The sequence below is a fragment of the Thiobacillus sp. genome (assembly GCF_013693775.1).
Taxonomy (GTDB): domain Bacteria; phylum Pseudomonadota; class Gammaproteobacteria; order Burkholderiales; family Thiobacillaceae; genus Thiobacillus.
On the sequence record NZ_CP059257.1, the window covers coordinates 671359 to 683465 of the forward strand.

General features: G+C 63.2%; 11 protein-coding genes. 3 read left to right on the forward strand and 8 right to left on the reverse strand.

Annotated features, from left to right (window positions below):
• Window positions 1-141 precede the first annotated feature (141 nt).
• The gene (locus HZY77_RS03325; protein ID WP_296818715.1) at window positions 142-1131 is read left to right on the forward strand and encodes an NAD(P)-binding protein; all 990 of its coding nucleotides are present in this window, start codon (window positions 142-144) and stop codon (window positions 1129-1131) included.
• Here the strand turns inward: HZY77_RS03325 and HZY77_RS03330 are convergent.
• From HZY77_RS03330 to HZY77_RS03345, 4 genes are all read right to left on the reverse strand, one after another.
• On the reverse strand, window positions 1128-1445 hold the full coding sequence (locus HZY77_RS03330; RefSeq protein ID WP_296818717.1) for a chaperone modulator CbpM: 318 nt from the start codon (window positions 1443-1445) through the stop codon (window positions 1128-1130). The genes HZY77_RS03325 and HZY77_RS03330 overlap by 4 nt on opposite strands.
• Window positions 1446-1448: 3 nt before the next feature.
• Window positions 1449-2402, reverse strand: a complete 954-nt coding sequence (locus tag HZY77_RS03335; protein ID WP_296818720.1) for a DnaJ C-terminal domain-containing protein — start codon at window positions 2400-2402, stop codon at window positions 1449-1451.
• 117 nt (window positions 2403-2519) lie between these two features.
• Complete coding sequence (locus HZY77_RS03340; protein WP_296818722.1) at window positions 2520-3434, reverse strand: diguanylate cyclase; 915 nt, start codon at window positions 3432-3434, stop codon at window positions 2520-2522.
• A gap of 18 nt (window positions 3435-3452) precedes the next feature.
• Window positions 3453-4325 (reverse strand): formylglycine-generating enzyme family protein, encoded by an 873-nt coding sequence (locus HZY77_RS03345; protein ID WP_296818724.1) that lies wholly within the window; start codon window positions 4323-4325, stop codon window positions 3453-3455.
• A gap of 216 nt (window positions 4326-4541) precedes the next feature.
• Here HZY77_RS03345 and HZY77_RS03350 point away from each other — a divergent pair, with 216 nt between their 5' ends.
• The gene (locus HZY77_RS03350) at window positions 4542-5372 is read left to right on the forward strand and encodes a ferritin-like domain-containing protein (protein ID WP_296632682.1); all 831 of its coding nucleotides are present in this window, start codon (window positions 4542-4544) and stop codon (window positions 5370-5372) included.
• An 18-nt stretch (window positions 5373-5390) separates the two neighbouring features.
• Here HZY77_RS03350 and HZY77_RS03355 read toward each other — a convergent pair whose 3' ends face one another.
• Entirely contained in the window at window positions 5391-6053 is a 663-nt protein-coding gene (locus tag HZY77_RS03355) for a phosphatase PAP2 family protein (protein WP_296818726.1), read from the reverse strand.
• A 327-nt stretch (window positions 6054-6380) separates the two neighbouring features.
• On the opposite strand from HZY77_RS03355, the gene HZY77_RS03360 reads away from it, so the two are divergent.
• A complete protein-coding gene (locus HZY77_RS03360; RefSeq protein WP_296818728.1) occupies window positions 6381-8378 on the forward strand; it encodes a GGDEF domain-containing protein in 1998 nt (665 codons plus the stop codon).
• A gap of 81 nt (window positions 8379-8459) precedes the next feature.
• Here the strand turns inward: HZY77_RS03360 and HZY77_RS03365 are convergent, their stop codons facing one another.
• From HZY77_RS03365 to HZY77_RS03375, 3 genes are read right to left on the reverse strand one after another with little or no spacing between them, the layout of a single operon-like run.
• On the reverse strand, window positions 8460-9962 hold the full coding sequence (locus HZY77_RS03365; RefSeq protein WP_296818731.1) for a hypothetical protein: 1503 nt from the start codon (window positions 9960-9962) through the stop codon (window positions 8460-8462).
• Window positions 9963-10003: 41 nt separating this feature from the next.
• Window positions 10004-11710, reverse strand: coding sequence for a potassium channel protein (locus tag HZY77_RS03370; RefSeq protein ID WP_296818734.1), 1707 nt, complete (start codon window positions 11708-11710; stop codon window positions 10004-10006).
• A 1-nt stretch (window position 11711) separates the two neighbouring features.
• Window positions 11712-12095, reverse strand: a complete 384-nt coding sequence (locus HZY77_RS03375; protein ID WP_296818736.1) for a DUF6394 family protein — start codon at window positions 12093-12095, stop codon at window positions 11712-11714.
• Window positions 12096-12107: the final 12 nt, after the last annotated feature.

The following is a 12107-nucleotide window of genomic DNA, read 5'->3' on the forward strand; positions in this document are numbered from 1 at the left end:
GGAGCAGAGTTTTTGAATCGGCATTTAAGAATTTGCTGATACAGTTCGATATGGAACGGGAAGCCGCGCGCGCCATGCGCCGTGCGCTCCCCACGGCGATACGGGAGATCGTCGCGTGGTCATATACAAGGATGGAGAGGCATGACAAAACTGAGGGCAGGCCCTTCGACAGGGCTCAGGGCAGGCATCGTTGGGGCGGGGATTGCGGGTGCAAGTTGTGCAGGCACGCTCGCCGCGGCGGGCTGGGATGTCGACGTGTTCGACAAGGCGCGTGGCGCGGGCGGGCGCCTGTCGACCCGGCGTACGGAACAGGGCTGGGCTACGCTGGGTACCCCGTTCATCTCAGCCAAGCGCGAGCCTTTCCGCAGCCAGTTGCGCGACTGGGTGCGACAGGGCTGGGCCGCACCGGTTCGCGGCAACGTCTGGCAGGGACGCGCCACCATCTCGTGNGGGGAAGCGCAGTTGCAAAACCATTTCCGTCCCACCATCGAACCGTCGCAGCTGGTTCGCAAACTGCTCGGCGATGCTCGCCTGCACACCCAGTCACGCGTGGCGACCCTGCAGCCGCGAACGATCATCCTCGAGAATGGCGAGGTGCGCGGCGACTACGACTGCGTGATCTGCAGCGTGCCCACGCCGCAGGCCATTCCCATGCTCGATGCGCTGCCGCTGTTGCGTGAGCGTCTGGGCGAGGTGCGCTATCGTCCGATCTGGTCGTTCCTGATGCGCTGGGAGGGCGGTCCCGCGGCGGACGTCATCAAGTTCGACGACCATCTGTTGAATCTGGCGGTACGCCAGACGGCCGACGGCCCCGGCCTGTGGGCGGTGCACAGCAGCCACGAATTCGCCGAAACCTACCTGGAAGCTTCGGAGATGGAGGCCAGCAACCGCGCGGCTTCAGCACTGATGGGCCTGTTGGGCCTGCCGTGGCCGGTCGAGATCGAAGCCTCGCACCTGTGGCGCCATGCGCGTCCGCAGACCTCGGTCGGGGGCTTCTGGGTCAGCGACCGCGAGAGCCGGGTCGCCCTGATCGGCGACGGCATTGCTGGCGTCGGGGTCGAGCGTGCGTGGGAAAGCGGCGTGCGGCTGGCCCAGGCGCTGGTTCAGGCCCGGGAAGAACTCCTGATCTAGCGGTCCCTTCCAGGGGCGGCCTGGCGGGTCAGCGTCCGCAGCGTGTCCATTTCCTCCAGCAGGTCGGCCACCAGGGCGGCAAGTTCCGGCACGGCGTCGAAGTCACGCTCCAGTTGCCGCATGCGCCGCGCGCGCAGCAGGCTTGCGCCGGAAAACCGCCAGGTGCCTGCCACGCTTTCGGCATGCGGGAAGAGGCCTTCCTCGATATGGCGGATGAGCCAGACGGGCTCCACGCTGCAGGCAGCGGCCACCTGTTCCAGCGTCAGCCAGGAATCCTCCATCAGGCAGCCGATCAGAATATCGTCGTCTTGCATGGCTCAATCCTTTTCCTGCGCGCGCGGATCGAACGCGAGTTCGCGCGCCATCGTTTCATACAACTCCCGCGCCCTCGGCGTCGTGGCCGGCGGCAGCACCACCTGGAGATCGAGCAGCAGGTCGCCGGGCGGCTGTCCGGGAATGCCATGGCCACGCACGCGCAACTGCCGCCCGCTCTGGGCGCCCTCGGGGATCCGTACCTTGACGCTGCCCTGCGGCAGATCCACTGCGACGATGGCGCCAAGGGCAGCTTCCCACGGCGCTACCGGCAGGGTCCGGTGCAGATCGCGGCCTTCCGCCCGGAAGCGCGGGTGCGGCTTGAACTGCACTTCCAGCAGCAGGTCGCCGGCTGGGGCCCCGCCCATCCCGGNGGCGCCCTGGCCCGCGAGACGGATGACCTGGCCGGCATGTACGCCTTTGGGAATCTTCACGTTGAGCGTACGGGTTTCCAGTTGAACCCGGCCTTGAGGGTCCACTTTCGGCGCCCGCAGCGAAATCTGCCGGGTGGCGCCAGTGAAGGCATCCTCCAGATCGAGCAGCACCTTGGCATGGTGATCCTCGCCCTGTGCCCGAAAGCCGGCGTGGGCATGGCGGCCACCTGCATGCGCACCGCCCATGTGGCCGAACAGTTCGGCAAAGAAGTCGCTGAAATCGGCGGTTTCGCCGGGTGAGTAAGCCTGGCCGGTAAATTCGAAGCCGGCGTCCCAGTCCGGCGGCGGGCGGAACGTCTCGCCCGGCCGATGGCCGCGCCCCAGTTGATCGTAAGCGGCGCGCTTTTCCGGATCCGAGAGCACGGCATGGGCTTCGTTCACCTCCTGCATGCGCAGTTCGGCATCCGCTTCCTTGGAGACGTCGGGATGGTATTTGCGCGCGAGCTTGCGGAAGGCTTTCTTGATTTCGTCCGCCGTGGCATCGCGCTTCACGCCCAGTGTCTGGTAGTAATCCTTGAATTGCATGCGGTTTCCCTGTTGTGGCGGCGAGCGCTTCGTTATTTATAGGCGACGCCCCAGGGGACCGGAAGCCGCGACAGGGTGAGGGGCAAGGAATCGCCATGACCGTTGCCAGGGGACGCCTCAGGGCTCGGCGATGACGAACCGATTTCGGCCTTCACGTTTGCCTTCGTACAGCGCCAGATCGGCCCGCTTGATGGCGCTCGCGAGGTCTTCCTGTTCGCCGGCCAGGGCCATCCCCATCGTCACGGTCAGCCTCAGGACTTCGCCGTCGATCGGCACCGGTGTGGTGCCTACGATAGCCAGGACGCGACGCGCCGATTGCCGGGCCTCGGTGGCTGACTTGCATTTCAGCAGCCAGAGGAATTCCTCCCCGCCATAACGGTAGAGCGGTTCATCGCCACGCAGGCTCTGCTTCAGGGTATTGGCCAGGTGGCACAAGACCTGATCGCCCACGGGATGGCCGAAGGTGTCGTTGATCGGCTTGAAATTGTCGACATCGATGATGACCACATAGAGCAGGGTGCGATTGCGTGTGGCTTCCTTCTGATACAGGGCAAAATCGTTTTCGATGCCATAGCGCAGTGGTAACCGGGTAAGGGNGTCAATACGGTGTGCGGCCGAAAGGATCAGCGTCTTGAAACGAGCAAGCAGGTCAATCAGTTCGGATTGCGACGCTTCAAAGACTTCGAGGTCGGCTTTTGCTCCCTTGCGGCCGGCAAGGACGGTGCTGCAGATTGACCGGATGGCATCATGCATCGTTTGGTGAACCGTTCCCACACGCGCGGCGGATGGGGCGTCCATCAGTTCGAAAAGCTCCCGATGCGTCCTAAACCACCCGCCGAAATGGCACAGTGTATGTGCTTTGAGGTCGAGCACATCCTCGCCGGGTGACGACTGCAGAACAACGCAACGCAAGATTCGGCGTGTCCACTCCAGGTGTGCCTCGACAGCAGCGTCGAGTTCGGCAACGAAACTCGTGGTATTGAGAGTCAGGTCTGTTTTGACCTGGTTCTCGTCCTGTTGTGTCGCGGTCATGGTGTGCGCGCCAACCCTTTAAATTTCGCGCACGACGCGGAAACCCAGATTGAGGTCCAGTTCATTCTCCAGCCGGCGGCGGCGTGCGGCAGCCCGGCAGTCCTCGGGGCCATCGAACCATGAGCCGCCCTTGGTGACCACGGCTTGTGGTTTGCCGGACAGGGGACGCTCGGGGAGGCTGGCATGATCGCGGGTCCAGGAACTGGCGGTGAATTCCCATACATTGCCAGCCATGTCGTGCAGGCCCCAGCGGTTGGGGCGCAACTTGCCGGCCTCCATCGCGCCGCAACGGACAAAGCAGCGCGACAACAGGCGCGGCCGCTTGGGGCGTGCGGCGTCATAACCCTGGCTCGCGTTATAGAGCGCATCCGCCGGCGTGATGCGGTCACCCTGCGGATAGGCGCTCGGCGCGCCGGCGCGATAGGCGTACTCCCATTCCTGTTCGGTCGGCAGACGGTAGTGCTGGCCGGTCTGCCGGCTCAACCAGGCGCAGTAATCGCGCGCCTCGGTCTGTCGCACGTTGATGACCGGCTTGCGGCCGGACAGCCAGACCAGTTCCGCACGCCGCCGCCAGCCGGTGGCACGGCCGTAGGCCTCGAACTCTTCCGTCGTGACGGGCAGCACGCCGATGGCGAAGCCGCGCTCGATCAGGGCGGCACGACGCGGGCGATCCTGCGCCGGTGCTGCTTCCCGTGGCGCGGCGCCGTATTCGAATGCGCCTGCCGGTATGACCGTCAGCATGGGCCCCAGGGTGCCGTCGGCCAGGGGATCCCGGAAGTGGGTGTCGGACAGGCCGAGCGCGTGCGCGGCATTCACTTGCAGCGCGATCAGTTCGCCTTCGTGCAGGGCAAACGTATCGGGTAGGGNAGNGGCTGTACGCTCGGGATTCATCGTGGCTGGAAGATGCAGGAAACCTGATTATTATGCCACTTCCGTATTGACTGGACGGCGGACGGGATGGCAGGGGGCCGCGACGCGATCCGGCGATTCGGGTGCCCTATGGGCGGGAATGAGGAAAAATCGTGGAAAGACACTAAAATGTCATTCATTCGGACAACAATGGGCACACTGGGGACACCCCAATAATCCGGCGCCCCTTCCTACAACATGCTTTACATCGACCTCTTCAAATCTCTCGAACGTGCCCGCTGGAACATGGAAACCGACATTCCGTGGGACAGTTTCGATGCCGCCAAGCTGACCGACGAGCAGGCGCTGACCATCAAGATGAATGCCATTACCGAGTGGGCGGCGCTGCCGGCCACAGAGATGTTCCTGCGCGACTTCGTGCACGACAGCGATTTTTCCGCCTTCATGTCGATCTGGTTCTACGAGGAGCAGAAACACGCGCTGGTGCTGATGGAATATCTGCGCCGCTTCAAGCCCGATTTTGCGCCCACCGAGGACGAACTGCACGCCATCCGCTTCCCCTTCGACCCGGCGCCGCCGATGGAAACCCTGATGCTGCACTTCTGCGGCGAAGTCCGTCTCACGCAGTGGTACAAGCGCGCCTCGGAATGGCATACCGAGCCGGTCATCAAGCACATCTACGAAACCATTTCGCGCGATGAAGGCCGCCACGGCGGCGCCTATCTCCAATACATGAAGCGCGCGCTGAAGGAGGGAGGCCAGAGCGTTGCCGCAGCCTTCGCCAAGATCGGTTTCCTGATGGCGTCCAGCAAGCGTTCCGACAAGGCGCTGCACCCGACCAACCTGCATGTCAACGAAACCCTGTTCCCGAAGGACACCATCCAGTCGCGCCTGCCCAATCCGGAATGGCTGGAGCACTGGCTCGACGAGCAGATCCGTTTCGACGATGCCTGGGAAAGCAAGGTCGTCGGCGGCATTCTCCGCAATCTGTCGAGTCTGCTGGGCCAGACATTCGAGAACGTGCGCGACCTGAACAAATATCGGAAGCAGGCGCTGGCGGCAGTTTGAGCGCTGCGCGTTCCGTGCCTAGTCGCGCCGGGAGAGTTCAGCCGCGCTTTCTCGCAACGGGCGATGGAGATCCTGCCTGACATAGGGTTGCGCATGGCCCGACAAGGCCAGCGCAATGCCGACCTCCCACTTGTGGGTGGGGAAATAGCCGGGCCAGGAAGGGTTGAAGACCAGCAGCAGGAAGGCGCCCGCTAGAGCGGCGACGCCCTGGACGGCACGCCGGTGCCGCATCACCGTGTAGGCGGTCAGGCTGATCGCCAGCCCGAGGAGCCAGCCTGCCATCACTTCACTCGGGCTGTGCGCCTCCAATGCCAGCCTTGATACCCCTACCGCGGCACCGATCACGAGGCCCAGGGATACGCCGGAAAGACTGAAACGCTGCCCCGGCTCTGCCAGCAGTCGGCCCATCCAGACGGGAAGAATGGACGTGGCCAGCATGGTGTGGCCGCTGACGCCGGTAAAATCCAGCGACGCGCTTCCCCATCCCCAGCCGATGAAAGCGATCTTGCTGGCGAGCACGATCGCCCCGCCTGCCGACATTGCCAGCATCCAGGCCAGGAGGTCGGACTTCTGTCCAGCGAGCCACAGCTCGGTCGCGATGACCAGGAACAACGGAAGCATGATGCCGGCCGCACCCAGATGGGTGATCACCAACCAGACTGCTGCAGGCGAAGGAAGCATCGTCGTCTAAGGCTTTGGCATTAGGGGAAGCGCACAGCCTACCATCAACCGATGAATCGGATCGCCGAGCCTTTGGCCTAAATTTCCTGGCCCCGCACCGTCCCTCGGCGCATTCCTCGAAGCGCTTACGGGGAATCAGAGCTTTCTTACATCTGTGTAGACCGGGGCTGAATGATGATGACCACGAGAAGAAAAGCGCTTGCGTATGGGTGCGGCCGGATGCATGAAATTCAGACCACGGCCGATCACACCGCTTTTTTATCGAGCACAAGCACGTGGAGCGAAGGGGAATCAGCCATTAAAAAAGGTGCGGTCGTACCCGAGAGCTTGCTCACTGCGACGCCGGCGGCAAAGACCCCGCCCTTGCAGCGGATCGGCGCGATCCTGGATCGAGAAACGATCGCGTGGGTCGTACTGGGGATTACGCTGTTTCTGACTATCGCCTTGTGGCGTTATTCCGAGACGGAGTTTGCCAGACGGGCAAACGAAAGTTTCGAGAATGACGCCAGAAAACAGGAAACCCTCCTGCTCGGCCGCATGCAGGATTACGAGCAGGCGCTGCGCGGCGGTGCTGCCCTNTTTGCCGCGAAAAGCCGGGTTAGCCGCGCGGAATGGCACGCCTATGTCGAGATGCTCCAACTCGACAACGGCCTNCCCGACATCCAGGGCACCGGCTTTTCCCTCATGGTCCCCAAGGAGGCGAAGCAACGACACGAGCGCAGCGTGCGTGCGGAAGGATACCCCGCCTACACCATCCATCCGGCCGGCGACCGCACGATTTACAGCAGCATCGTTTATCTCGAACCCTTCAGCGGGCGGAATTTACGCGCGTTCGGTTATGACATGTTTTCCGATCCAGTTCGCCGCGAGGCTATGGAGCGTGCACGCGATAGCGGCAATCCTGCCCTGTCGGGAAAGGTCACGCTCGTTCAGGAAACGGGGCGGCAGAACCAAGCCGGTTTCCTGATGTATCTACCGGTTTATCGCAACGGGATGCCGCACGACAGCGTGGCCGCGCGACGGCGTGCGTTGCTCGGCTTCGTCTACAGCCCGTTCCGGGTGGACGATCTGTTGAACAGGGTATTTGGCGACGCTGAGCGGGAAGTTGAAATCGAACTGTACGACGATCAGCCGAGGCCGGAAAACCTGCTCTTCGCCTCCACCGGGTCTGCACATGTTTCTCGCTATGTGACCGACAAGGTTTTGCAGATCGGCGGCCATCGCTGGACTGCGCGCTTCAAGAGCAATTCCGTATTCGAATCGAGAACGGGAAGCGCCCAGCCCCGCATGATNTTTTTCGGCGGCCTGGCGCTCGACCTGTTGCTNTTTTTGGTCCTCTATATGAATGCGCGACATCGCCGGGCGATGCACGATGTGGCGGAAAAACTCGAAACCAGTCTCGACAGCTTCAAGGCCCTCGTCGAAAACGTCCCCGGGGCCGTGTTCCGGGCTGAGGTAGGATCATCTTCGCCGGTGCAGCAACTCAGCATTGGTATCCAGGCACTCACGGGCGAGCCGCCGGAACGCTTTGTTTCCGGCGCGGTTTCCTATATCGATTTCATCCACCCGGATGACCGGTTAATGGTGAGCCAGGCGATTTCCGAAGCGATTGCCAAGCGGAGTATTTACAACATCGAATACCGCATCAGAACCGCCGATGGATTCCCGCGCTGGGTCAGCGAACGAGGCCGCGTCACGTCGGACCATGACGGCCGGGCGCGATGGCTGGACGGCGTCATACTGGACATCACCGAGCGCAAGACCGCCGAAATCATGATTCGCGACTTCGCCTACAACGATCCGCTGACCGGACTACCCAACCGCCGTCTTTTGCTGGACCGCCTCGAGCATCAACTCGCAGCCAGCAGCCGCAGCGGAAGATACGGCGCCCTTCTGTTCATCGACATGGACAATTTCAAAATCATCAACGACACACTTGGCCACGAGGCCGGCGACCGGGTGCTCGGTGAGGTGGCGCGGCGCCTGCTCGCCAGCGTCAGGGAAAGCGACACCGTGTCGCGCCTGGGTGGCGACGAATTCGTCATCATCCTCGACAACCTGGGCGACACGGCGTCCGCGGCCGCCGTGGAGGCAGGCGAGCTGGGCCACAAGATCCTGAGCAAGCTCGCACGGCCCTACCGGCTCGACGAACAACTCTGCATCAGCACACCCAGCATCGGCATCGCCACGTTCTGCGGTCATGCAACAAGCGCGGATCAGTTGCTCAGGCATGCCGATGAAGCCATGTACCAGGCCAAATCAGCCGGCCGCAACCAGTTGCATTTCTACGTGGATCCGCCCTGTGCAGCAGCGCGTACCGGCTAATGCCCGTGATCCCGCCTTCCGGCGCGCATAGGACTGATCGGGCCCTTACGATTCGCCACATCGAGACGGCGAGGGAAGAAGTCAGAACCAATGCGCGCCGTATAGCCGCAAGCTGGCCTTGAAGCCCTTCTCGTTCTCCAGCGGGATCGCGACATAGGGCTGGCCCTGCTCGTCGGTTTNTCCGTTTGCCAGGGTCGTCTTCGCACTCGACCATCCGCTGTCGGCCAGGACGAAGCCGACCTGCCAGGATGCGGCCGGGTCTGCCGGCGGAATGGCGCTGATCACGACGGTGTCGCGGAACAGGTATTCGCCGGGCACGTAGTGATCGTCGCGTGCAGCATCCTCGCCGGTATAGGTGATCATCGATACGGCGAGCTGGATCGTGAACATCATTTCCCGGCTGTCAGACGGCCGCTTCGACAGGTCAAGGAAGGTGGAGAAGAGATGCGGATGGCGCGCATCCGGCTTCAGGGTGCCATCGTCCTCGAAGAGTTCGGCACGCGATCGCAATATGGCGCTGTTGTTGGCCACCGTGCGGCGGGTGAGATCGAAGTCGAGCGCCCCGCGGGTGGCGACCGCCACCTCGAAGTAGTAGCCGACCTTCGTCCCCAGCAGCTTCTGCAGCCTGGCCACGGGCGGAAGCGGCAGGTTTTCGATTTCCAGCACGCCATTGACGCTGACGTCGCCGAACAGGAAGCGGGTGAGGTTCTGGAAGCCTTCCTCCGAATTCACGATGCCGTACGGACCGCTGTGGCTGCGGTGGACGTGGGCACGCGGCGCGTCCGACACATAGGCGTTCTCGATGCGCACCAGTCCATCGCTCAGTTCGCCGGCAAGCAGCCGGGAGGCGCCGCGCGCCACATCGTAGTCCTTGCTGTTCGTACCGACCAGGCAGAAGAACCGGCTCGGGTCGAATTTTCCGTCGAGCGAATTGACCCCGACGGCCTTGTCCTTGATGTCGAGATACTTTCTCATCTCGTCGCGGTTGAAGTTGTTCAGGTCCCACAGACCGAGGAAACCCGGAACATTCATCCCGGCCATCTCGATGCCGTTGTGGGGTGTGGCGAACGTGAACACCTTGTCGACCAGCTTGCGCGCCGCGTCGCTGCCGGCCGCGCCGTTCTGGAGAAAGCAGCGGCAGACCAGGCCGCCCATCGAATGCGCCACCAGATACACCCTGAAGTCCTCGGGCTTCATGCGGCCGTCGAGGCAGACCTGGTCGCGCACGCGCAGAATCAGGTCGCTCAGTCCTTTCGCGGCATCGATGATCGTGGGCACCTTGCCGGACCCGAAATCCGGATCGGCCGCATCGTAGTAGCGATGGATAATGATGCTCTGCAACGGGATCAGTCCGGACTCGACCTGCAGGCCGTCCCGGTAGATGTCGCTGTAACCTTCTTTCAGCAATCGCACGATGGGCGACTCGAAGAAGACCTTGCGCACCGCGCCATCCCAGGCCTGGCGCGCCTTGGTCGAACCGAGTTCGAGGCCCATGTACGGCGTCGAAGTGGTTTCGGTGATTTCCGACTTCGTCATCGCGTAGCCGCGGACGTAGATGATGGGGTAACGCGGGGTATCGGCCATGCCGTCCACTCCTATCCGAATGCGATTGATATCGAAGGCTTCTAGGCTGCCCTGGCGGTACGTTGCCGATTCAGCCAGCGCCAGATCGTGCCGCCCGGGGCATCCTGGCCGGTCAGCAGATAGCCCAGCACCCCGAAGTTATACAGGCAGAGGCTCTGCAGATGGCGGGCCTGGCGTTCGCCGCAGAACAGCAGGCGGTCGCCCGCCTGCAGCAGGACATCCGGTTCCGGCATCAGGCTCTCTGTGTCGCCCCGTTTCAACAGCAGGGGAATGCAGGCCAGCGTCTCGTCCCGGCCGGCCGGGTTGCGCAGCAGCGCCTGCAGCGGGACGGAGGTGCCGTCCCGTATGGCTTCCCAGACTGCCTCGGTCTGGCTGCGCGAAACCTCCAGGTCCCACACGTCCGGCATGGTGTTTTCCAGTACGGCGGCGATGCGGCTGATCAGCACGTCGACCCAGGCGTCGTCGCGCGACCGGGCCAGGCTGAAAAAGCGGGAGAGCAGGGGCGTGATGAGCAGCGACAGGAATTCGTGGGCGACGATGCGGAAGGGCTGCATCGTGACATTGGCCCGGAAATGCTGGAACAGCGGTTCGTTGGCATGGCGATTCTGGCGCAGCACGGTGAACAGCCCGGGATTGAGTTCGCGCGCCGTCATGACGATGGACAGGTTGTTGATGTCGTCGTCGGTGCCGGCGACGATGCCCACGGCATCCTCTATGCCGGCTTCCAGCAGGGTATGCGCCTCGGTTCCGGTGCCGACGATGCAGTCGTCGCAGCCGGTCTTGAGCGGGGTGGCCTCCACCACCACCGGTTCGATGCCCACCCGCTTCAGGTGATGGGTGATGGCCTTGCCGAAACGGCCATAACCGCAGATCACCCACGTGCCCCGCGGCGGCTCCAGCGGTTCGGTGAGGCTCTCGCCGGGTACCCCGGTAAGCCATTCGTACAGTAGATGGTGGCCCGGCGAATCGACCGCCATGGCGATGTGTTCCCCGAACGTCTCGAAGGCCAGGACCACTTCGTCCGTACCGAACGAGGCCATGTTGGCCGCGGTTTCGAGCGAGTCGGTCCGGCACAGGACGGGCAGCTGCGGCCGCAGCAGCTTGACCGTCACCGCCACGCTCAGATTGGCGCGGTCGTCGTTGGTGAGCGCGATTACGCCGGCGCAGTGCGGATGTTTGAGCCCGGCGACGAGCAGGTTCTCCGGCAGGCTGGCGTCGGCGCACAGGGCCGGAATGTCCAGGTGGTACTGTCCCAGTTCCAGGGCGCCGATCCGGTCCGGATCGATATCCAGCACCACGGCCTGCTGGTTGCGGTTGTCCAGCGCATGCATGAGCAGCGAACCCGTCTCGCCGCAACCGGCGATCAGATAGAACGGCTGGCGCAGGCGCTTGATCCTGGCTGCAAACCGGTTGCCCCTGGCCGCGCGCAGCAGGGCCGGGTCCTGCAGCAGGTTCAGGATGAAGCCGATGCTGTAGAGCCAGGCGATGACGGTCAGATAGATGACGACGATCGTCCAGGCCCGCTGGGCGTCGCTGAAGGTCCCCGGTACTTCGCCGAAGCCGATGGTGGTGGCGGTATAGCTGACCACATAGAAGGCATGGAAGAAATCCATCGGTGGCGCCGGCCGGCCGGCGGCGTCCACGCCGGGAATCAGGGTCATGCCCAGCAGCGAAATCGCGTAGCTGAGGATCAGGAAGATCAGCGGCGCGCGCATGCGCCGCAGGATCAGGAACAGCGTGTTGTGCATCTCAGCGCCGGAACATCACGGTTTCCACCAGCAGCATGGTCACCGACAGGACATTGGCGGCCAGGGCGCCGGCGGACATCGACACGATGCTGGCCGTGGCATCCGGCGTCAGCCCCGTGCCGTCGAAATACACGGCCGACGCCCAGATCCAGGCGGCTGCCAGCAGCCCCAGGTCCGCCACCAGGCTGCTGGCGAGGTGGATGGCCCCGATCTGGGTGCGCTCGCCGAACTTCAATACGGTCGCGACGAGATTGACGATGATGGCGAAAAACAGCTCATACACATGGTGATGCGCCGGATTGTCGATATCGCCGAACACGAAGCCGAAGTTCAGCGTCATCGCCAGGATGATGAAAANACCGAATACGACCTTCTCAAGGTTCATGGTGTGTCGGAA